The following is a 23,757-nucleotide window of genomic DNA, read 5'->3' as shown; positions in this document are numbered from 1 at the left end:
GCGCGGTGCCCTACCTGCCGTCCCGGCGCTGGTGGCGGCGGGTCGGATTCGTCGACCTTCCCGCCGCCGGCCGCGCCCGGGGGGCCGGCGCCGTGGGGGCGCCGGGCCCGCAGGGCCGGGGGGCGGGGGGCCGCCGCGGGATCGGGGTTGCCGGTGGAGTCGGTGATGCGGTGCGGCGTGGCCACGTCGGGCCGCGCCGAAGTGGTGGGAACGGCCCCGTCGCCTGCCTGCGCCGTCGTCGACATGTCCGGATCCTCCGCCGGGCCGGTCACGTGCAGTGCTCCGGCGGCGCCGACCACCAGTGTCGCGCCGACCGCGGCCATCCCGATCGCGACGGTCTGCGCGGTGGCGCGGTCGCCGCGCGCACCCCTGAGTCGGCGGCCCTCGGACCGCCCGGACCTACGGTGTGTCGCCATTCCTCCGACTTCCAGGCCGAAGCCGCGCCTCTCCAGCCACCTCCGCGCCTCCCGCGTCGCTTACCACCATCACATGCGTAAGGGCAGTGCTGTGCGGCAACACACCCGCAACATCGCGGACGTGCCGGTCGCACACGATACGGGCTCGCCGTGTGGAGGCCGCGAACCACTCCGCCCGCCGCGCGGCCCTCGACCGACGCAGGCCCGGCCACCGAGCGCGCCGGTGCCCACCGGCGAGCAGCGTCGGCGCCGGCCCGCGAACCACACAGGCGCCGGTCGACATGAACGTTATCCACAACCCCGCCATCCCTCATGGACACAACGGATAAACAACAAGCATGGTCTATCCATGGCCCCTAGCCCAGGCCGATTCTCCTGGCGGGAGATCGCCGATCTGCAGTCCGGTGTCATCAGCGAGCACGACGCGATGGCCGCCGGCCTCACCCGCGCCGACATCCGCGCGCGGGTCGCCGACGGCACCTGGCGGCAGCCCGCGCGTGGTGTCCTCGTCACCGCCACCGCCACGCCGCCGCTGGTGCAGCAGGCCTGGGCGGCGCTGCTCGCCGGCGGGCCGAACGCGGTGCTCGGCGGGTCCACGGCCGCCGCCCTCGACGGCCTCGTCGGCCACGGCGACGAGGTCGTGACGGTGCTGGTCCCGCCCGGGCGCCGCGGCACGCCCGTGGCGGGCGTCGTCTTCCGCCGCACCGCACGCCTGGCTCCGGCGGACGTCCACCGTGCCCGGCTGCCACCGCGGACGGCGCCGGCCCGCTCGGTGGTCGACATGGCCGAGTGGTGCAGCGGGCGCGACGGCGCCCGTGCCGTGATCAGCGACGCCCTCCTGCAGGGCTTCGTCACCATCGAGGCGATGCGCCGGGCGTTGGCGCGCCGCGGCCCGATCAGCCGCCGCACCCTGATCGCCGACACCCTCGACGAGCTGAACCGCCGGACTCCCCGGATGCTGAGCCTCCGGTACGCCCAGCTCGAGGCGGCGTTCGGGCTGCCCCCCGGTCGGGCGCTGGCCACCCCCTCCCCCGACGCTCCGACCGGCCGGCTGGACGTCTGGTACGGGCCGTGGCGGCTGCTCGTGCGGGTCGGGCAGCCCGGTCCACGGCGGCCACGGCCCGCCGGCCGGCGGATCCTCACCGTCAGGGTGGAGCAACTCTGGCAGGCGCCGGCGGAGACGGCCGCGCTGGTCGCCGCGGCCCTGCGGGAGCAGATTCCGGCAGAGGCCGCCGACCGGCCGGCCGTGCCGCCCGGGCCGGACGAACCGGTGACGGAATGGCACGAAACGGTACGTGACGAACATGGCGAAGCTGACCAAGGGGGTGGCGGAGGCCAGTCACCTGCCGTAGCGTCGTCCCAGATGCGGGAGCTTCCACCCTGGGAGGCTGAGAGGGCGGCCGGGCAACTGCCGGTGCCGCCGACCGCCTGAACCTGTCCGGGTAATTCCGGCGTAGGGAGTGATCAAGGTGGTGCGTCAGATCCGCCCGACGGATTCCGACAACCCGGCGGCCGCGGCCTCCGGCACGGGCGACGGCGCGGAGGGCATCCTGGCCCGGCCGTTCCCCGGGAGCAGGAAGACCTACCTGGTCGGGTCCCGGCCCGACCTGCGGGTACCGATGCGCGAGGTCGCGCTGAGCACGGGCGACAGCCTGGTCCTCTACGACACCTCCGGGCCGTACACCGACCCGGGCGCCGGCGTCGACGTGCGGCGCGGCCTGCCCGCGCTGCGGGCCGGCTGGATCGCCGCCCGCGGCGACACCGAGGAGATCGAGGGGCGTGCCGTCCAGCCCGCCGACGACGGGCGGCGCGGGCCTGACGGGCAGGCCGGTGACACCTTCCTCGGCTCGGGGCAGGCTCCGCGGCGGGCTACCGCCGGCCGCGCGGTGACCCAGCTCGCCTACGCCCGGCGGGGCGAGATCACCGCCGAGATGGAGTTCGTCGCGCTGCGTGAGGGCCTCGCCCCCGAGCTGGTGCGCGACGAGATCGCCGCGGGCCGGGCGGTGCTGCCGGCGAACGTGAACCACCCCGAGAGCGAGCCGATGGCCATCGGCCGCAACCTGCTGGTGAAGATCAACGCGAACATCGGCAACTCCGCCGTCGCCTCCTCCATCGAGGAGGAGGTCGAGAAGATGGTGTGGTCGACCCGCTGGGGCGCCGACACCGTCATGGACCTCTCGACCGGGCGGAACATCCACACCACCCGCGAGTGGATCATCCGGAACTCCCCCGTCCCGATCGGGACGGTGCCGATCTACCAGGCGCTGGAGAAGGTCGGTGGCAAGGCCGAGGAGCTGACCTGGGAGGTCTACCGGGACACGGTGATCGAGCAGGCCGAGCAGGGTGTGGACTACATGACCGTCCACGCCGGGGTGCTGCTGCGCTACGTACCGATGACCGCGCGGCGCAAGACCGGCATCGTCTCGCGCGGCGGCTCGATCCTGGCGGCATGGTGCCTCGCCCATCATGAGGAGAACTTCCTCTACACGAACTTCGCCGAGCTCTGCGAGATCCTGCGGGCCTACGACGTCACCTTCTCCCTCGGCGACGGCCTGCGCCCCGGCTCCATCGCCGACGCGAACGACGCCGCGCAGCTCGCCGAGCTCGCGACACTGGGCGAGCTGACCTCGGTGGCCTGGGAGCACGACGTCCAGGTGATGATCGAGGGGCCGGGCCACGTGCCCATGCACAAGATCAAGGAGAACGTGGACCTGCAGCGCGAGCTGTGCCACGACGCGCCGTTCTACACCCTCGGCCCGCTCACCACCGACATCGCGCCCGGCTACGACCACATCACCTCGGCCATCGGCGCCGCGATGATCGGCTGGTACGGGACGGCGATGCTCTGCTACGTCACGCCCAAGGAGCACCTGGGCCTGCCGGACCGCGAGGACGTCAAGGCCGGGGTCATCGCCTACAAGATCGCGGCGCACGCGGCCGACCTGGCGAAGGGGCACCCGGGCGCCCAGGCCTGGGACGACGCGCTCTCGGACGCGCGGTTCGACTTCCGCTGGGACGACCAGTTCAACCTCTCGCTCGACCCGGAGACCGCGCGGGAGTACCACGACGAGACACTGCCCGCGGCGCCCGCGAAGACCGCGCACTTCTGCTCGATGTGCGGCCCGCACTTCTGCTCGATGCGGATCACCCAGGACGTCCGCAAGTACGCGGCCGAGCACGGTCTCGACACCGACGAGGCCGTCCAGGCCGGATTGGCGGAGAAGTCCCGGGAGTTCGCCGAGCAGGGTGCCCGGATCTACCTGCCGCTCGCCGACCGGCAGACCCCCTGACCCGGCGGCCGCGGGCCTCCCCGACCGCCATGGCCGGGAGAGTCCCGCGGCCGGCTTCAGCTCTCCTTGCGGGCCAGCACGCGGTAGGTGTTGGAACGCTCCCCCCTGGCCTGCCAGGACCTGCTGGCCCGGTCCAGTAGGGCGGCCAGCAGGAACGGGCCGATCGAGGCCAGCAGCAACGGCACGCGCAGCAGCCGCGGGCCCGGCCCGCTCCGGGCCGGGTCCAGCCACGGCCGGCGCCGCGGCGCCACCCGCTGGATGAGCAGGCCCAGCGCCCGGGTGAGGTCACCGGGGCGCAGCGCCGGCCCGAACTGGACGGCGATGGGGCGCAGCCCGCGGTCCTCCAGCGCGGCGAGCAGGTTGTCCGCCGGAATGAAGTGCAGCCGGCGCGGCACGTCCCAGCCGGCCCAGTACGCCCGCAGCCGCCGCGCCGCCGGGCAGTCCGCGTTCGGCAGCTCGATCATCAGGTATCCGCCGGGGGCGAGCGCCTTGACTGCGCCGTCCAGCTCCTCCGACGGGTAGCGGGTCCGCTCGAGATAGCCGAACATGCTGATCACGTCGTAGCGGCCGGCGAGGTCGTCCGCGATCTGGCTCAGCTCGCCCCGGTGGGCGGCGTCCACCCAGCCCCGCCGGTGGGCGTCGTCCACCGTGTCGGAGAGGTCGAGACCACCGAACACGGTGGCCGGCCAGTGGGCCCGGGCGACGTTGCAGAAGTGGCCGTGGCCGGTGCCGACGTCCAGCCAGGCCCGCGGGGTGGTGTAGGGACGCAGCAGCTCGGCCCGGGCCTGGTCGGCCGCGGCCTCGCGGGCCCGGGCGTGTTCCGCGGTCTCGGCGGCGAAGCCGTCCCGCCAGTCGCGCTCGTAGTAGTCCTGCCCGTCCGGGGTGATCATCGGGTTGAGGAAGACGTGGCCGCAGGCCTCGCAACCGTCGAGGCGGAAGCGCCCCGGCTTGCCCATCTCCAGGTCCCGCGAGCGCACCCGGACGCTGAGCTCGACCGACCCGCACCAGGGGCACTCGGCGCTGGTGGCCTCGCGCAGCCGCGTGACGTGGCGGGCGCGGGCGGCGTACCAGGCGGCTGTCTCCTGCCGGCGGCGGCGCGCCTCCGCCTTCGCCGGGTCCGCGGGCAGCCCGGCGGCCTTCGCCCGGCGCCCGGCCCGCGCGGAGTGCACAACGAAGATCACAAGACCGAGGATGCGGACGATCGGGCTGCGGATCAGGTCGCGGGGGGCGAGCGGGACCCGTCCCGCGCAGACGAAGAACGGCTGGAACCAGAACAGCGCCGTCGCGACGAGCGCGACCGGCTGGCTGATCTGGGCGCCGATGAAGGTTCCGATGTGCGGCGCGTACGGCATGTACAGGCTCGCCGGGGTGCACGCGTAGGCCCGCTGCTGGACGCGCACCCGCATCGCGGCGTCGTCACGCGCGGCCTGCAACCCGGGAACGACGGCCAGGTCGGTGGCGGTCGGGGCGTGCCGTTTCAGGCGGGTCGTGATGTCGACCAGCTCGACCGGGCTGAACCCCTCCCGTTGGGTGATTCCGACCCGTTCCAGCAGGTCGGCGTGCACCAGCAGGGCCTGGAACGCGCCCCGGCCGGGCGCCGAGCGGTCGGCCCGGTAGGTCCGGGTGTCGACCATCCGGGCCACGTCGAGCGCGCGTTCCACGGTGAGGTCGGCGGGGACGAGGTCGAGCACCAGCAGCCGCTCGCGGCGGGCGTGGTTGCTCGCCGCGCGCCGGGCCGCGTCGGAGAGCCGCACCCCCTCGGCCACGAGGAAGACGTGGGCGGGGTCTACCGGCCGGCCCGACGCGGCGACGGTGTCCAGCCGGCGCAGCCGGCCGCGCAGGCGGATCCCGTTCAGGATGAGCCCGACGCTCACCAGGATGGGTAGCAGCAGCAGCACGACTCTCACGCCCCAGCCGGTCGAACGCCCCGCGCCCCGGCCGTGGGCCCTGCCCCGGCGGCAGGCCCCGCCCCGGCGGCAGGCCCGCGGACGGGCGGGCCGCCGGGGCCGGGCCTACGGCAGCAGCTTCTCAATGTGGTCGGCGGCGGCCACGACACCACCCGCCGCGCTGAACTCGTCCCGCAGCCGCCGCGCCGCGACCCGGTGGGACGGCTCGTCGAGCACGGTGCCGATCGCGGTGGCCAGCGTCGCCGGGGTCGAGCGCCCGAAGCGCACCCGCACACCGGCACCGGCCCGCACCACCTGCTCGCCGATGATCGGCTGGTCGTCACGAACCGGCGCGACCACCAGCGGCACTCCCCGTGACAAGGCCTCGCACACCGTGTTGTTACCCGCGTGGCACACTATCGCGTCCAGTTCGGCCATCAGGTCCACCTGCGGCACGAACGGGCGGACCAGCAGGTCGTCGGGAACCTGGCCGGCGAGGTCGTCCAGCGGGCCGGGGGGCGCGACGATCACGGCCTGCACCTGGTCGGACATCCCCGCCAGCGCCTCCGCGGCCGCGCGCAGGAACCGCCCGCCGGCCTCCCGGGTGACCGTCCCGAGCGAGACGAGCACGGTGCGGCGGTCCCGGTCGAGCCACTCCCAGGGGAACTCCGGGGCCGACCGGCGCAGCCCGGCGGCGCAGCCGACGAACACGTGATGGGACGGATGACTGGCGGTACGCAGCAACGAGGGCACCGAGCAGACCACAGTGAGGTCCTCAGAGAAGCGCAGGTCACCGCGCGCCGCCTCCTCCGCCGGGACGCCGTTCGCGACCTGGAAGTCCCGCAGCCGCTCCGACACCCAGTTCCCGACCCCGGCGAGCACGGCGTACGGGTCGTCGAGCTCCGCCGACGTGGTGGCGAGCGTGGCCCACCGGATGCCGCGCCGGCGGGCGACCATGGCAGCCCCGACCGCCTGCTGGTCGGCGACGATCACATCCGGACGCCACCGTTCGACGACGGCACCGACGTCCCGCGCCATCGAGGCACCCAGCGGCAGCAGGAACTCGTCCCACAGGAACTTCAGTGACGCGGGCCCGCGCAGCGGCCGGGACCGTGCCTCCAGCTCGGCCCGCTGGTCGGCCGAGATCTCCCCTGGCAGCGCGATGAGCGGGACGGACGGCGGGACGAGCGGCCCGACGACGCTCGCGTGGCCGACCAGGGCCACCTCCTGCCCACGGGCCGCCAGCTCGCCGGCGATGCCCACCGCCGGGTTCACGTGCCCGGTCAGCGGCGGCACGGCGAAGAGAACACGGCCCATCAAAGCCCCCGAAATTCCATTCGTCTCCCTTCCGGCGGTGAGTCAGCCGCACCCTTCGCGAGCCGCACCGGTGACGATCAGGCCTCGACCGGCGAACCGGCCCGCGCCGCGGACAGCGACGTCGTGGGCTCGTCCCCACTGTTGAGGTTCGGCGGCGGGATCATCTGCCGCACCCAGTCGGGAGTGTCGAACCCGGCGCCGCGCACCTGGTGCGAGGGCATCGGCTCGGACCGCCGGAACAGCCACCACCGCAGCAGGTCGCGCAGGTAGTCGGCCGCCTCGCGCAGCACCATGTGGGTGTGCTGCTCCAGGACGACCAGGGTGCAGTCCGGGACGAGCTCGGCGAGCCCCTCGGCCTGGTCGATGATGTCCGAGTTCGCCCCGTAGACGGCGAGCACCGGCATCGGCAGGCTGGCCAGCGCCTCCGGCGAGAACGGCGGGGTCGCCAGCATGTCCTCGGCGATCGTGGTCTCCTTCAGCAGCGCCTGCGAGGCGCGCGTGATCCGGGAGACCGCGCGGCCGGCGGAGTTCGCCAGCCACTCCTCCACCTCCTCGTCGGTGACGGCCGCGAGCACCTGGGTCAGTGAGCGCGCCATCTCCTCGCCGAGGCCCTCGATGAGGAACGGCGGCTCGATGAGGGTCAGGCTCGCCACCCGCTCCGGGTGGGCCAGGCCGAGCGCGAGGGTCAGCGTCGCGCCGTAGCTGTTGCCCACGACGTGCACGGGCCGGCGCACGTCGAGCGCGTCGAGCAGGCCCTCGAGGTCGGCCATCGAGTCGACCATCGTGTAGCCGGTCGGGGTCCGCTCACTGCGGCCATGGCCGCGCAGGTCGTAGCAGATGACGTCGCATCCCGCTCCGGCCAGGCAGTTGCCCAGCGCGAAGTAGAAGCTGGAGATGTTGTCCATCACCATTCCGTGCACCATCACCACGACCGGCGACTCGGGACCGGCCCCACCCTTGGGCCCCAGCCTCTGCACATGCAGACGGACGCCGTTCGCGACGATCTCAGCCACGCGCTCTCTCCCTAGCTTCGTTCACGAAGGTTGTGCGCGCGGCGCGCCCCGCGCCGCGCGCATACGAGGTCCCCGTAGCCCCCCGCCGACCGTGACCGCCGCTAACGGGCGGCGGCCGGCGTGTCGGTCTCGAGGCTGTCGACGATGAACTGGACGACCTCCCCGACCTTCATGTTGATCACCTGGTCGACGTCCATCTCCGAGAGGAAGCCGACGAAGTCGACGTGGTCCCCGTAGGTCTCCCGGAGCCGGTCGGCGAAGGTCACGAACTCGATGCTCTCGAGCTCGAGGTCCGCGTTGAAGGAGGTGTCCATGTCGATCGACATGTCGACGATGTACTCCTCGCCGATCACGTCGCGCAGGATCTCCGTCACGTCCGCGAGCACCTGGTCGGCTCGGGTCGCCGGGTCCGCGGTCATGGTCGACTGGTCGGTGGTCATCGCTGGGTCTGCTCCTTCTGCTGATCGGGCTGCGTACCGGTCCGTGCGCCCGGCCGGTCACCGGCCGGGCTGGTGGGTTGACCGCCGGGCCGCCGCGTGGGCGGGCTCCCGGCCGCGCCGCCCGGAGGCCTCGCGGATCGCTCGATCCGTGGCGAGGTCCAGGCCACGATGTAGCCGCCGGCGGGTGCGCCGCCGGGTGCGGCGACGCGATCGCCGGTTCCGGCGGTGTGACCGCCGGGTGTGGCGGTGCCGGATGCGGCAGTGTGATCATTCGGTTCGGTGTCGGGACGGGGCCGGCCGGTGGTGTCCATGGTGCGCAGTGCCACCCACCACGTCTCGCTAGCCCCCGCTCCCACTTCCGCCGGGGTGGTGTGCCCGGCCGCGGCCGGTGCCGCCCCCGGCCCGCCGTCCGGGGCGGAGACGGTGACTGGAACCAGCGTCGGGGCCGGCAGGCCGGTCGCCTCGGTCGGCGCGCCGACCGGGTGAGCGACCACCCCGCCCGGCCCGCGCGGCACCGCCGCCAGGACGGCGGATCCACCCGGTCGCGGCCGGCCGACGACGAACCGCCGCTGATCGCCGGCCGGCCCGGTCCCGTACGCCTTCGCGACGGCCTGCTTCGCCGCGGCGAACCGCGCGAGCCAGACCGCGCGGACATCCGGATCCGCGCCGGCCAGTTCGTCGAGCAGGCTCAGCTCGGATTCGGCGAGCACGGCCGCCTCCGCGTCGGGCCCGCGCCGTTCGATGCGCTCCAGAGCGATCCCCACGCCGCCGACGTCCCGCGGGTCGTCCACCGCGAGGGCGACGGCGATCTCCGGGCGATGGGCGATGCTCACCTCGGGGCGGGTGAGCTCGGGCAGGCCCGGTCGGGTGGGCACCGTGCCGACGACCAGCCGCCCGGACACCAGATCCGTCACGCCGACCTCGATCGGCCACACCGCGCCGGCCCCGCGCTCCCACCAGCGGCGCCGCACGGCGTCCTTGGCCGCGATCCGCCCCAGCAACCAGGACCGGGCAGCCAGCGGATTGTGGCGGGCCAGCCGCGTCCGCTCGTCCGCGTCGAGGTAGTGGCGCAGCGACAGCTCCCGGGACGCCGGGTCACGCCAGTGCTCGGTGACCACCACCCAGCCGTCCGGCGTCAGGTGGCTCTGCGTGTTCGCCTCCGGCGCCAGTGCCATCGACCACAGGACGTCGTCCTCGGTGAACCGTCGGTCGGTCCAGCCCTGGATGTGCCCCCACAGCCGTCCGCCGGCGTCCCGGATCTCCATGTCCGCGGTGGCGGTGCGGTCGGTCACGTCCCGGATCCGGCCCAGGTAGGACATCCGCGCGCCGACCGGCGGCGGTGGGCCGAAGAACCGCATCGAGGTGACCGAGGCCGGGAAGAGCAGCCAGTCCGACGGCAGGTACTGCATGCCCCAGTAGCCGAAGAACTGGCCGGCGTTGTCGAGCAGCGCGCCGCTGGCGGGCGTCACCCGCAGCCAGCCGCGCAGCCCTGTCGGGGCCATCCCGTCGACGGACTCGACGCCCTGGTAGCCGGGCCCGTGGAAGAGCAGCCGGTCGTCGTAGATCGCGCGGCCGGTGTGCGGGGACGGCGACTCGCCGGGGATCACGACCTCCCCCGCCACACCCGGCGCCGGGACGAACCCGGTGGCCGTGTCGGTCACCGGCGGCGGCGCCGGGTAGGCGTCGGCGAAGACGACCGTCGCCCGCGTGTAGCCGACGACGTCCACCCGGACCTCGTCCGGGCCCAGCGGCGCGCAGGTGATCGTGACCTGCACCGGCGGCTCGATCGCCAGCCAGCGGGTGGCCCGCACGTCCCGGACGGCCACCACCGCGCGGCCGGGCATCAGCGCGCTCGCCTCAGCCATGATCATTTCAAGCACGCCGGTGAGCGGCACGACCGGGAACAGGTCGGACGGGTCGGACCACCCCGGGGGCTGCCGGTAGAAGCAGTGGTCGGCGACCTCGGGCATCGTCGCCAGCGAGAGCTCCCGCCGCACGGTCCGCCCACCACCCGGCCCACTCGCCGCCGGCCCACTCGCCGCCGGCGCGGGCGGCGCAACGGGCGCGGAGGCCGCCGCCGGCGCCGTCGAGGGGGGACCGGACGCCCGCGTCGCGGCCCAGCGGTCGGTGACGGTGGACATCACCGCTCTCGCGTCCGTGACCGCCGCGCCCAGCTCGGCGAGGACGGCATGCCGCGCGGGCCCGCCGAGCCCGTCGGCCACCTGGGCCGGCGTCTCGCCGACGGGACGTCCCGCGGCCTCGCCGCTGATCCGGGACGGGAGCGACGCCGCGAGGTCCGGCGCGTCCGCCCCGAGCCGGACGAGCGGCGTGCCCAGGCGCAGCCGCACCGCGCGCCCGGGCCGAGCCGGCGCGGCCGTCTGAGGCACCCGGGGCGCCCGCGGCTCCCTGGCCGGGACGGTGGCGGGCTCTGGTCTGGTGTGGCAGGGCAGGACGTCCAGGCGCGGCGCGGCGCCCTCGGCCCACAGCGCGGCCGCGACCCGCCGGAGCTGGTCGAGGCCGGACCGCTTGACGGTGTTCGTGACCAGCGACGCGTGCTCGTCCCCCGGCCCGTTGAGGGTGTCGTCGACGAATCCGGCGACGCTGCCCATCCCGACCTGCACGAACACCCGGACGCCCGCGGAGTGCAGGCGCCGCGTCAGCTCCCGGAAACGCACCGGCTCGAGCAGGTGCCGGACGGCCAGCTCCCGGATGTCGTCGTGTCCGGATGGATACGGAGCCACCGTGGTGGCAGACCACACAGGCACCCGCGCCGCGCGCAAGGGGGTGTTGTAAAGGCCGTCCTGCAGGCGCTTGAAGTGCGGCCGCAGGAACGGGGAGTGGAAGCCCGAGCGGAACGGCAGCGTCTGCCCCAGCACCCCGCGGGCGCGCAGGCGGGCGAGCGCGGTCTCGACGCTGTCCACCCGCCCGCAGATGATCGACTGGTGCGGGCAGTTGTCGTGCGAGACCACGATCTCGGGCAGTCCGGCGATCACCTCGGCGGCGACCTCCGCGCCGCAGCCCAGCGCACCGAACACGACACCGGGCACCTCGAGCGAGGCCGGGTCGAAGACCTCGATGAACTCGTCGGCGTAGTCGTCGCTCATCAGCCCGGCCGAGAGCATCGCGTTCCACTCGCCCACGCTGTGCCCGGCGACCAGGTCGGGGACCACCCCGAGGCGACGCAGCGCCGTGTCGAGGACCCGTCCCACCTGGACGCTGGCGACGCCGTGGCTGCCGAGCTCGGCGGTGTCGCCCACCTCCGGACGCGGCAGGCCGAAGTGGTCGCACACGTCGTCGATCCGCGGGGCGAACTTGTCTTCCAGACCGCAGAACAGGAACGCCAGCCGCGGTCCGCCCGCGGCGTCGGACGCCGGGCGGTCGCCGAGCAGGGGCTCGGGGACGAACCAGAGATCGTTCCGCCCGCGCCAGGCGGTGCCGCGGGCCGCCACCGTGCGGGCCAGCGCGAGCCGGCGCGGGGTGGGCGCCACCAGCGCCAGCCGGAACGGCCCACCCGCCGGCGGGGACGCGGCGTCGTCGCGCCCCAGCAGGTCGGCGTCCGGGACGTCGAGCTGGGCGACGATCTCGGCCGCCGACGAGCCCGCGAACAGCAGGACCCGCTCGGCCGCCGGGTCGGGCCCGAGGACGGCACCCGTCCCGGCGGCGTCGACGGCGGTGGCGGTGGCGGTGGAACCGACGGAACCGACGAAGCTCACCGGGTTGACGGCGCCGGCGTGGTCGTCGAGGCACTCCTCCAGGACGACGTGCGCGTTCACGCCGCCGAACCCGAAGGCGTTCACCCCCACCCGCCGCGGCGCGGAACCGGACGGCTCCCACTCGGCCGCCGTCCGGACCGGAGCGAAACGGCTCCCGTCGAACAGCGGGTGCGGCTCGTCGCAGTGCAGCGTCGGCGGCAGGGTGCGGTGGTGCAGCGCCAGCGCGGCCTTGATCAGCCCGGCCATGCCGGCGGCGGGCATCGCGTGCCCGATCATCGACTTCACCGACCCGAGGCCGACGGGGCTCGCCCCGACCTCGCCGCCGAAGACCTTCGCCAGCGTCGAGAGCTCGGTCCCGTCGCCGGCCGGAGTCGCGGTTCCGTGCGCCTCGATCAGCCCGACCGCGCCGGGCGCCGCCGGGTCGAGGCCGGCGTCCGCCCAGGCCCGCTCGATCGCCAGGATCTGCCCGGAGGACGCGGGTGCCATCAGGCTCGCGGTACGCCCGTCGCTGGACGTCCCGGCGCCGCGCAGCACGGCGTAGACCCGGTCGCCGTCGCGGCGGGCGTCGGCCAGCCGCTTCAGGACGATCATCCCGACGCCCTCGCCCATGAGCAGGCCGTCGGCACGGCGGTCGAACGGCCGGATCCGCTGGGTGGGCGAGAGCGCCCGCAGCAGCGTGAACAGGCTCCAGAACGAGACCTCGTGCACGATGTGCACGCCGCCGACGATCATCGCGCCGGCCCGGCCGCCGGCCAGCTCCCGCATCGCGATGTCCACCGCGACCAGGGACGACGCGCAGGCCGCGTCGATCGTGTACGCCGGGCCGTGCAGGTCGAGACGGTTCGCGATCCGCGAGGCCGCCAGGTTCGGCACCAGGCCGATGGACGCCTCCGGCCGCTGCGGACCCAGCTTGGCCAGGAACGCGTCGACCACCTGGTCGACGGCCGCGTCCGGGACGTCCGGCAGCACCTCGCGCAGCGTGGTCGCCAGTTGGTGCGAGGTGCGGACCCGCTGCTCGAGCCGGGCGACACCCGGCCCGACGTAGCCGCCACGGCCCACCACGACGCCGACGCGGCCGCGGTCACCGAGCGTCTCGGCCCCGCCGGCGTCGTCCATGGCCTCGGCGGCGAGCCGCAGCGCGAGCAGCTGGTCGGGCTCCGCCCAGTCGACCGAGACCGGGACGATGCCGAACCGGGCCGGGTCGAACGTCGCCAGGTCGTCGACGAACCCGCCGCGCCGGCAGTAGAAGCCCGCGCCGTCCTGCCGCCGGCCGCCGCCGCGCCGGTCGCCGCCGGGCTGCCGGTCGCCGTCCGTGGCCGGCCCGGCGTAGTACTCGTCGAGGTCCCAGCGGCCCGGTGGGACGTCGCTGATCGCGTCCACGCCACCGACGATGTTGTGCCAGTAGGTGTCCAGGTCGCCCGCGCCGGGGAACAGCGCGGACATCCCGACGATCGCGATCTCCTGCCCGCCCGCGCCGCGGGGGCCGCCGCCGCTGTGGCGGGATGTGTCACCCATCGAACGACCCGACTCCCGCGCACATGTAGACGACCTGGGTCGGCGCGTCCGCGACCGGCTCACCGAGCTCTCGCAGCAACGCGGCGACCCCTTCGCCGGGGTCGATCAGGCCGATGCCCCGGCGGGCGTACTCCCGGGACAGCTCGGCGGACACCATCCCGCGGCCGGCGGCCGTGTCGGTGCCCCAGGGACCCCAGTCGACGCTGACCACCCGGCCGGCGAAGCGCGCCGAGGCGGTGTGCGCGAGGGCGTCCAGGGCGTCGTTGGCGGCGGCGTAGTCGACCTGCCCGCGATTGCCGAACACCCCGGCCACGCTGCCGAAGAGCACAACGAAGCCCACATCGGGCCGCAGCGCGTCCAGTAGGGCGCGCGCCCCGTCGACCTTCGTGCGGAACACCCGGTCGAAGGACTCCGGCGACTTGTCCCGCAGCAGCCGGTCCTCCAGGACGCCGGCGCCGTGCACGACACCGTCCAGCCGGCCGTGGCGGGCGTAGACGTCGGCGACGACACCGGCGACGGCGGTGACGTCCCGCACGTCGATCGGGTGGTAGCGCACCGACGCGGCGACCTCCCGCAGCGCGGCGAGCGTGGCACGGATCTCCCGCTCGGCCAGGATCCGCCCGATGCGCGCCTCGATCTCGGCCGGGCGGCGCACCCCCGTCGCGATCAGGGCCCGGCGCAGCGCCGGGGCGTCGGGCGCACCCGCCGTGGCCTCGTCCTCGGGCGCGTCCGGGACGGGCGTGCGCCCGACCAGCTCGACCGCGCAGCCGGTGGCACCCGCAAGCGCCAGCGCGGTACGGGCCGTGATCCCGCGCGCACCACCGGTCAGCAGGACGACGCCGGACCTGTCCAGCCCCGGCGGAGCGGCGGCGGCCCGAGGCGATCCGGCGGCCGCGGACCCCGGCCCGGCGGTGACCGCGACCAGGTCGGACATCCGCAGCTCGGGCGCGATCCGGACGCCGTCGCGGTAGCCGACGACGACCGGCGCGGCCGGGTCGAGCATCTCCGCGAGCAGGCTCTCCGCGATCCGCCGCGGCTGCGCCTTGGGATGGATGTCCACCAGCCTGATCAGGAGGTCGGGCAGCTCACGGGCCAGGGTCCGGACCAGCCCGGCCATGCCGGCGCCCGGGCCCGGGTCGCCGATCTCGCCGTTGCGGCCGAGATCACCACCGAGGCCGGTGACCGCGACGAGCCGCCGGATTCCGGCCAGCGCGGCGGCGCGCAGCGCCGGGAACGCCGCCGGCAGACCGCCCACCGGCCCCGCCGAGCCCTCGGCCGAGGCGGCCCAGAACAGCCCGTCGGCGGCGATGCCGGAGGCGACCAGCTCGCCCAGGGCGGCGTCGTTCGCCGAGATGATGCGGACCTGCGCCCCGGCCTGCTCCAGCAGGGTCGACAGGGCGAGGCCGATCCCGAGCCCGCCGTCGACGACGGCGAACCGGGCGCCGTCCAGCACCGCCGCCCGACCAGCGGCGACGATGTCATCCCAGGACGGCAGCGGAGCCAGTTCGGTGGACTCCACCACGAACCGACGCAGCGGCACCCGCTCGGCGAACACCGGGTCCGTCGAGCCCCGTGGGGCCGAGCGCACCCCCCAGCTCTCCGGTGCCGACGCGGGCCGTGGCGGGGCACCGGCCGGCGCTCCGAGCGGCGCGGACATCACCGGAACACCCGCCGGCACCGGAACGGCCGTGGCCGGCGCCGCGGCGGCGGACGCCGGGACCGCCGCCGACCCGGCCCACGGCCCGCCGGGCTGCCCCCGGCCGCCGGCACCAGCAGCGGCGGACCGACGCTCGGCGCGGCTCTGCTCGGGCACCTCGACCTGTCCGGGCCCGGCCCATCCCGCGTCGCCGCCGGCGCCGGGCCCCGCACCGTGGCCGGTTCCGTCCCCGGCGGTGATCGCCGGGGTGGCGGCCTGGTGCTCCACGATCCAGGAAACGATCCCCCGGACCGTCTTCACCGCCGCCAACTCCTCCACCACCGACTCATCCACATCGCCCGCACCCACACCAGCCAGACCCACCCGGCCCGCAAGCTCCCCCAGAATCTCCGTCCGCTTGATCGAATCGATCGACAGATCAGCCTCAAGATCCAAATCCGGCTCCAACATCTCCACCGGATAACCCGTCAGATCCGCGATCACCCCCACCACCGCATCCGCCACAGCCTCCGCCGACAACCCGGCGGACGGCCCACCCGCGGGCGCGGACCCGTCGGCCGCGGCCAGGGGGGCGCCGACCGGAAGCACGGCAGGCGCCGTGCCGGCGGACGGACCGGCGGCCTGGTGCTCCACGATCCAGGAAACGATCCCCCGGACCGTCTTCACCGCCGCCAACTCCTCCACCACCGACTCATCCACATCGCCCGCACCCACACCAGCCAGACCCACCCGGCCCGCAAGCTCCCCCAGAATCTCCGTCCGCTTGATCGAATCGATCGACAGATCAGCCTCAAGATCCAAATCCGGCTCCAACATCTCCACCGGATAACCCGTCAGATCCGCGATCACCCCCACCACCGCATCCGCCACAGCCTCCGCCGACAACCCGGCGGCAGCCGATACGCCCGCCTCCACCGCGGCCGGCACAGCGGCGACCAGCGCACCGGCCTCCACCGCGGCGGGCATGGCGACAACCGGGGCCGGCATGGCCGGGGCCGACGCGGCCACGGCGGCCACGGCGGCCACGGCGGGCGCGGCAGGCACGGCGGTCACAGCGGGCGCGGTGGTCACAGCGGGCGCGGTGGTCACAGCGGGCGCGGCGGCCGGCATGACGGCCGCCGGGGCCGGCAGGGTGGTTGCCGGCGTCCACCGCCCGGCACCGTGCTCGACCGGCGCGGCCGCGGCGCCACCCAGATACGTCAGCAGAACGTCACGCTGCGCCGCCACAAGATCACGGCCCGTCCGCAGGAACTCGAGGACGGCCGCGTCGGCGGGGCTGGCGACCGGGGCCGGGGCAGCCGGACGGCTGTCGACCACCTGCTCGCCGGAAGTCCCGGCGGCGGCGAGCGCGGGCCCGGACCTGTTCGGCCCCGGGTACCAGCCGTCGCGGTGCCCGTTCGCGTGCCCGTTCATCATCTGAGGGCCGTCCACTGGAGTGCCTCCTGCCGATCCGCCGGCCACCACTGGGCCGCCCACAACTGGGCCGGGCGCGAGCACGCGCCAGGCCTCGGGGCCGTCCTGCCTGCCTGTGTCACCGGACCCACCCGTCCCAGCCGTGGCCGGCTCGGTCACCACCGCCGGCGCGACCGGCGGAACCCGCCGGGCGGGCCGCAGACCACCGGGCAGGTAACCGCCCTGGCCGGTTCGCACATACGCCCCGTCGATCAGCCAGCCCGGGCGCCGCGGCATCCCGTCGGCCGGAACCGTGCGGGTGTCGCGGCCCGCGAACAGCGGCGACGGGTCCATCTCCACTCCGGCCGCCGCGAGCTCGGCCACCGCGAGCAGCAGCCGGCGCAGGCCGTGCTCCCCCGGCGCGTCGGTCGCCACGACCCGGTGCGGACGTCCGGCGAGAATCTTCGCCGTGAGCTGGGAGAGCACCCGGCCCGGCCCGGTCTCGACGAAGACCCGCACGCCGGCCGCGTACATCGCCTCGATCTGCTCGACGAAGCGGACGGGGGCCGCGACCTGGCCGGCCAGCGTCGCGCGCGTGCCGTCCGGGGTCCGCGGGTAGGGCGCGGCGGTCGTGTTGGACCACACCGGCAGCGTGAGATCGCCGACGGGCGTGGCCGCGAGCTCACCCGCCAGCGCCTGGGCCGCGCCGGCGATCACCGGACTGTGGAAGGCGCAGGCCACCGGGATGCGCCGGGCCGAGAGCCCGGCGTCCTTGAGCCGGCCGACCGCGGCGTCGACGTCGGCGGTCGGCCCGGAGATCACGGTCTGGCGCGGCGCGTTCTGGTTGGCGAGCGCCACTCCCGCCACGGTGCCGTCGGCGGCGGGCGCACCGAGCACGTCCCGGATCTGGTCGGCCGTCGCCGACACCGCGGCCATGGTGCCCGGGTCGCCGCCGGCCGCCGCGAGAATCGCGTCGGCGCGGGCCCGGCTGAGCCGGACGAGGTCGGCCCGGTCGTACGCCCCAGCCGCGCACAGCGCGACCAGCTCCCCGTAGGAGTGACCGGCGACATGATCGGGACGGATCTTCAGTCCGGCCAGGATGTCATGGACGGCCAGCCCGGCCATCCCCAGCGCGGGCTGGGCCGCCCGGGTGTCGGTCAGTGCCGCGGCCTGGGCCGTCCGCTCGGTGTCGCTGAAGGCGGCCGGGGGGAACACCGTGGCGGCGACGTCCGGGGCGAGCTCCAGCAGGGCGCGCAGGCGCGGGAAGGCCACGAAGAGATCCGCGAGCATCCCGGGGCGCTGGCTGCCCTGGCCGGGGAAGAGGAACGCCACCGAGCCGGCGCCGACGCCCTCGGCGGACGTCCCGGCACCGGCCGTTGCGCCCGCGGCACCGGCTTCGTCCTCGGCGTGGACGAACACGCCGAGGCGGGAGTCGGACCGGGGCTCCCGCGCCCGGTCGAGGGCGGCGGCAAGATCGTCCAGCTCGTCGACGACGAAGGCGATCCGCACCGGGCCACCTCGCTCCTCGGCCGCGGTGCGGGCGAGATCGCGCAGGTGGTAGGGCCGGCCTGCCTCCTCGTTCGCGCGGACCAGCTCGGCGAGGCGGTCCAGCCGGCGCAGCGCGGCGGCGCGGTCCCGGCCGCGGATCACGAACAGCTCCGCCGGCCACCGGTCCAGGCCGTGCGCGGGCTCCGGTGCCTTGTCGTAGGCCGACACGACGACGTGGAAGTTCGTCCCGCCGAACCCGAAGGCGGACAGGCCGGCGTGGCGGCGCCCGGCGGGCGCGATCCACGGACGGGCCTGGTCGTCGAAGTAGAACGGGCTGCTCTCCCGCTCCCAGTACGGGTTGGGGCGGTCCATGTGCAGCGTTGGCGGCCGCACACCGGTCTCCACCGCGCGCGCCACCTTGACCAGCCCGGCCAGGCCCGCGGCGCACTTCGTGTGGCCGATCTGCGACTTCACCGAACCGACCGCACACTGGCCGACGGCGGCGCCGTGCTCGATGAAAACCTCGGTGAGCGTGGCGAGCTCGGTGCGGTCCCCCACGACCGTTCCGGTGGCGTGCGCCTCCAGCATGCCGACCTCGGACGGCGAGATTCCCGCCGTCGCGTAGGCACGCTCGAGGGCGATGACCTGCCCGGCCTTGCGCGGCGCGGTCAGGCCGAGCGCCCGACCGTCGGAGGAGCCGGCGACCGACCGGATGACGGCACGGATCCGGTCGCCGTCGCGCTGCGCGTCCGCGAGGCGCTTGAGAACGACGACGGCGACACCCTCACCGAGGCTGGTGCCGTCCGCGCCGGAGTCGAAGCTGCGGCAACGGCCCCCGGGAGACAGCGCGTGCACCGAGGCGAAAAGCAGGAAGTCGTGGACGCTGGAATGAGTGTCCACTCCACCGCACAGCACCATGTCGGACGCGCCCGCCGACAGTTCCTTGCACGCCGCGTCCAGGGCGGCCAGCGAGGAGGCGCACGCCGCGTCCACGGTGAAGTTCAGGCCGCCCAGGTCGAGTCGATTCGCCACCCGGCCGGCTATGACGTTCGCGAGCATGCCGGGAAAGGAATCCTCGTCGAGCTCGGGCAGGAGCTCCTCGAGCTCGGCGGGAAGCTCACCGACCCAGGCCCGGTGCGCGGAGCGGAATCCATACGTCGTGGAAAGGTCGGACCCTGATTCAGCGCCGAAGACGACGGAGGTGCGTCGGCGGTCGAACGGCCGGTTCTCATACCCGGCGTCGCGAATCGCCCGGGCGGCGACCTCCAGCGCGAGGAGCTGGCCCGGATCAATGCTGCGCAGAGAACGCGGCGGTATTCCGTAGGCGAGCGCGTCGAACGGGATTCTCGGCAGGAATCCGCCCCATTTGGACGGCGTCCGTCGGCCGGCGTCCTTCACGACCGATTCCGGGTCGTAGTAGAGATCCGCGTCCCACCGCTCGGGCGACACCTCTGTTATCGCGTCGACGCCGCCGACCACGTTGGCCCAGTAGTCCTTCTCGTCGGAAGCCCGCGGAAACACCGCCGACATACCGACGATCGCGATGTCGAGCGACCGCGCCGCCTCGCGCACGGCGGCCACGGACCGCGCGGCGCGCTCGGCCTGGTCGCCGTCGGCGTCGCCGTCGCCGTCGGCGTCGGCGTCGGCGTCGGCGTCGGCGCTCCCGGCGGTGCGCTGGGCCGGCAGCGCGGCGACCTGCCCGGTCGGCCCGCCGGCCCGCTCGGCCGCCCGTTCGGCGACGAGCGCCGTGGCCTGCTCGGTCACCTCGGCGTGCAGCCGGCCGATCGTCGTGCGCTCCGATCGCAGGGCCGCCACCTGGCCGATCATGAACATGCCGTCCGTGGCCTGCTCGCGGGGCCCGACCTCGACCAGCTGGCCCCCCTCGCGGCGGACGCCCCGGCTGGCGATCCGCAGCCGGCCCAGGTTGAGCGACTCCAGCTCGGCCCACATCTGCTTGCGCGCCACGCCCGCGGCCGTCAGCTCCTCGCGCCGGCGCAGGAAGGTGTGCACGAACTCGGACTCCACGCACCGGGTGGCGTGCCCGGGTGAGGTCTCCAGCAGCACGGTGCTGGTGGCGCCGATCGCCGCCTCCTGGAAACCGGGCATGATCGCGCCGTCGGCGACCGCCTCCTCGGTGAACAGGTAGGCCGTCCCCATGAGCACACCGACCCGCGCGCCGCGGTCGGCCAGCGGCGCCGCCGCCGCCGCGACCATGGCCGCCGAGGTCGCGTCATGGATGCCGCCCGCGAACAGCACATGGACGTCCTCGAGCGACGCCGGGCCGTCGCCGGCGGCCCGGGCGAACGCGAGCAGGCGCGTGATCTGCGCCTCCCACAGCGAGAAGCTGGCCCGCGGCCCGACGTGGCCGCCGCACTCGCGGCCCTCGAAGACGAACTTGCGCGCCCCGTCGGTGAGGAAGCGGTCGAGCAGCCCCGGCGAGGGCACGTGCAGGAAGGTGTCGATGCCGGCGGCCTCCAGCGGCGCCGACTGGGCCGGCCGGCCGCCGGCGATCAGCGCGCAGGGCGGGCGCACCTCGTGCACCGCCTCAAGCTGGGCCGCGCGCACCTCGGGCGGCGCGAACCCGAGGATCCCCACGCCCCAGGGCAAGTCGCCGAGCAGCTCGGCGGTCTCCGTCAGCAGCGTCCGGGTCGCGGCGCCGTCCAGCAGCGCGAGCGCGAGGAAGGGCAGCCCGCCCGCGTCGGCCACCGAGCGGGCGAACCGCGCCCGGTCGCTGACCCTGGTCATCGGCCCCTGCGCGACCGGGTAGCGCAGCCCGCGGGCGGCCGCGAACGGCGATCCCGGCGCGAGCGGCCGGTGGCGCGCCGCCGAGTCGAGGGCGGTCCGCACGGACTCCCGCACGGCCCGCACCACGGCGCTCGCCGACACGTACCGGTCGGCCAGGTCGGCCGCCAGCGCACCGTCCTGCCCGACCGGGAGAAGCTGTTCCCGCAGGTCGCGCCCACCCAGCCGCAGTGCCACCGGGCCCCGCTCGCCGCCGATGGTGGATGCCGTGGCCGCCGGCGCCGTTGCCGCCGGCGCGACGGACGTCAGCGCGCCGTCGGAGGCGAGCTCGCCGCCGGTGTCCCGGAAGTCCGTGGCCGGCTCGTCGCCGCCCTTGGGAGCACCCGCGCCGGCGGGCCAGCCGACCAGCCGGGCGACCGGCAGATCCGGGCGCACGTAGACGCGGTGGCCCTCGATCAGCGCGGTCTCGCTGCCGTCCATGGCGCGAACGGCGGCCGCGATCTCGATGGGCAGCTCCATCTCGCGAACGAGCGCGAGCTGCGAGTCCAGGACCACACCGGCCGCCCCGCCGGCGATCGCCGCGGCGGCCGTGGCCGGGCCAATGCCACCAGCGGCCCACACGGGGGCAACGGTCCCGTCCCGCCGTGTCGCCTTCGCGGCGATCAGGTGCTGTAGCAGAGTGAACGTCGTGAGGTCACCGACCCGTCCGCCGGCCTCACTGCCGCGCGCGACGAGGCCGGCCGCTCCCGATTCGAGCGCGCCCATCGCGTCCGCCACGGAGAGCACCTCGACGAGGACACGCCGACCACGGCCGGCCGCCTCGGCCACCGTCCACGGGGCGTTCACCCCGAGCAGCACCGTGTCGACGCCGGCAGGCAGGTCACCGCTGCCGATCGGGCAGCCCTCGGGGACCCGGACCCCGAACGGCGCGGTCGACCAGGCGGCCGCGGCGGCCATCGACTCCCGGCCGCGGGCCGGGTCGAGGCCGAGATCGAGGATTCCCAGGCCGCCGGCGTGGCCGACCGCCGCCACCAGGTGCGGCGCGGGCTCACCGAACGGGCTGACGACGACGACCAGATCCCGGTCTCCGGGCTCGACCGCCATGGGCCTCGGTTGGGCACTGAACGAGCTGCTCATCGGATGCTCCTCCTGGCCAGGCACCACCGTGATGGGCGACGACCGGGAACGGATGCCGTCGGCACCGGCCGGCGGGCCGGGGTCGGATTCAGGCGGGCTCGGCCGGCGGGCGCCGGTGAACCACGGGAGAGATCGCTGACAGACCGCCGCTGATCCGCGCGCCTCGCGGTAGTCCGGTGTCGGCGTCGTGGGGCGATCGGCATATCAGGCAGGTGCAACTCCATATGAGGGACAGAACCGGCGACCGGCCCGGACTCCCCGCCGCCGGCGACGATTCGGTCGTAGTGACTGTGGCCCGGTCCGATCGGCTCACCCGAGGCAGCGAACGTGCGCGAAATACTAGCCCGTCCGGACGGGGTCTCCACAACCAGGGCGCGCCACGAAACGATCAGGTGCCCCCGCCCATCACCCACGCACGCCGGCGAACACACGGAACGCGGCGCGGCACGCTCCACGGCGATCTCGGGGCCGACCGCGCCCGACGTGTTGTCCCGCTCCACGGGCAGCACGCGTTTCGCCGTCCACCCGATGTTCGCCGCGACGATGCCGCACACACGCCTGGAATGGTTACGATTCTGCACCTCGCCTGGATTCTTTCCGGCGCGTGCACAGAGTGACATGTCATGCCGTCCGGGTGCGGAGCGTCGACGACTGAAACCACCGGGAATCAGTGCCGGCTTTCCCCGGCCCGGCACCGCGGCCCCGACGGCGGACCGCACCCGCACATCCCATGACATGACATTCATCCAGCCGTTCCTCCGGTGACGATCTGGAACAGCCGCCGACGCCGGCCTGGGCCGGACGGGCGCGCTGTCGGCAGACTCGTCTCTTCTGACCCCCACATACGCAGTGACATGGCCCGTTCAACCTAGTCACCATAACCGAGTGGCCGCAAGCATAAGCGCCGCCCATTTCTCTCGCCCATCTTGGAGCCACCCCCTCGATCGCGACAAATACCCAGTTCACAAGGGCTTTTCCGACGCGATCAGGGCACCGCGCGGATGTCGCCCGGGCTCCGGGCAAGCCACACGAGACCACGGGGAGCATTCCGCGACGATGCCGAGCAGGCGGCGAGACCACCCGAAGTGACTAGAGCCAGGTCACGGCCTGGGAGTCCTTGCGTCAGAGTGCTCGGACGGCTCTCCCGAGTCATGCGTGGATGCCCGGCCAGGACTCAGGGGCGCATCGGGTCAGGAGCGCATCGGGTCACCGAGGCGTCGCCTCAGGGTCTGTCGGGTCAGGGTGTGTCGGGTCAGGGCGCGGCCGGACGGCGGCGGCGACACGACGGCGACTCGGCGACGGCGACCACAGCGACGACCGGCGACGACGACAGCGGCGGCCCCGCGGTCGGCGGCCCGGCGCAGGCCCGGTGGTCGGCGGGCGCGGCGGAGGCGCCGACCAGCAGCGATCGGCGGCGCGCCGAGAGGGACGGTTCCGACCGGAGCGCTCCGAACACCGGTCCACTCGCGGCCGGGGGTCAGGGGGTCACGACCTGCCGCGACGGCCTGTCACGCGCACCGCCGAGGCGGGGCGCTCATACGGCGGGGGCGGGGCCGCGATCGCGGGGCTCGGCGCCTGGCCGGACTTCGCGAGGAAGGACGACCGAACTGTCACAACGGACGGCCAATCCATCCGGTTCCATGCGGGCCGCTCCATACCGGCGACCTGCTCCATACCGGCGACCGGCGTGGCGGGGGGGGCGCGCCCCCGCCCGCCCCCCGGGGGGGTTAAAAAAAAAGCCCCCCCCCCCC

The 23,757-nt window shown here is 74.7% G+C and carries 8 protein-coding genes and 1 riboswitch; of the genes, 1 reads left to right on the top strand and 7 read right to left on the bottom strand.

The window, feature by feature from the left end:
* Nucleotides 1–1,771: 1,771 nt before the first annotated feature.
* Nucleotides 1,772–1,891: riboswitch (TPP riboswitch) on the top strand.
* 144 nt (nucleotides 1,892–2,035) lie between these two features.
* Nucleotides 2,036–3,706: a phosphomethylpyrimidine synthase ThiC gene (gene thiC / locus MXD62_RS18500; protein WP_248830777.1), complete on the top strand. Its 1,671-nt coding sequence runs from the start codon at nucleotides 2,036–2,038 to the stop codon at nucleotides 3,704–3,706.
* A 56-nt stretch (nucleotides 3,707–3,762) separates the two neighbouring features.
* Here the strand turns inward: thiC and MXD62_RS18495 are convergent, their stop codons facing one another.
* The 7 genes from MXD62_RS18495 to MXD62_RS18465 all read right to left on the bottom strand — a co-directional run bounded on the left by MXD62_RS18495 (nucleotide 3,763) and on the right by MXD62_RS18465 (nucleotide 23,462).
* Nucleotides 3,763–5,604 (bottom strand): class I SAM-dependent methyltransferase, encoded by a 1,842-nt coding sequence (locus MXD62_RS18495; protein ID WP_248830776.1) that lies wholly within the window; start codon nucleotides 5,602–5,604, stop codon nucleotides 3,763–3,765.
* Nucleotides 5,605–5,718: 114 nt separating this feature from the next.
* Complete coding sequence (locus MXD62_RS18490) at nucleotides 5,719–6,909, bottom strand: glycosyltransferase (RefSeq protein WP_248830775.1); 1,191 nt, start codon at nucleotides 6,907–6,909, stop codon at nucleotides 5,719–5,721.
* A 77-nt stretch (nucleotides 6,910–6,986) separates the two neighbouring features.
* Nucleotides 6,987–7,922 (bottom strand): alpha/beta fold hydrolase, encoded by a 936-nt coding sequence (locus MXD62_RS18485; RefSeq protein ID WP_248830774.1) that lies wholly within the window; start codon nucleotides 7,920–7,922, stop codon nucleotides 6,987–6,989.
* A gap of 101 nt (nucleotides 7,923–8,023) precedes the next feature.
* Nucleotides 8,024–8,362 (bottom strand): acyl carrier protein, encoded by a 339-nt coding sequence (locus MXD62_RS18480; RefSeq protein ID WP_071066803.1) that lies wholly within the window; start codon nucleotides 8,360–8,362, stop codon nucleotides 8,024–8,026.
* Entirely contained in the window at nucleotides 8,359–13,590 is a 5,232-nt protein-coding gene (locus tag MXD62_RS18475) for a type I polyketide synthase (protein WP_248830773.1), read from the bottom strand. Before MXD62_RS18475 ends, MXD62_RS18480 begins: the two co-directional genes overlap by 4 nt.
* Nucleotides 13,583–22,006 (bottom strand): type I polyketide synthase, encoded by an 8,424-nt coding sequence (locus MXD62_RS18470; protein WP_248830772.1) that lies wholly within the window; start codon nucleotides 22,004–22,006, stop codon nucleotides 13,583–13,585. Before MXD62_RS18470 ends, MXD62_RS18475 begins: the two co-directional genes overlap by 8 nt.
* Nucleotides 22,007–23,258: 1,252 nt before the next feature.
* Nucleotides 23,259–23,462, bottom strand: a complete 204-nt coding sequence (locus MXD62_RS18465) for a hypothetical protein (protein ID WP_248830771.1) — start codon at nucleotides 23,460–23,462, stop codon at nucleotides 23,259–23,261.
* Between the last annotated feature and the right edge of the window lie 295 nt (nucleotides 23,463–23,757).

It is taken from the genome of Frankia sp. Mgl5, from assembly GCF_023242985.1.
Taxonomy (GTDB): Bacteria; Actinomycetota; Actinomycetes; order Frankiales; family Frankiaceae; genus Parafrankia; species Parafrankia soli.
This window is presented reverse-complemented; position numbering and strand designations above follow the sequence as displayed.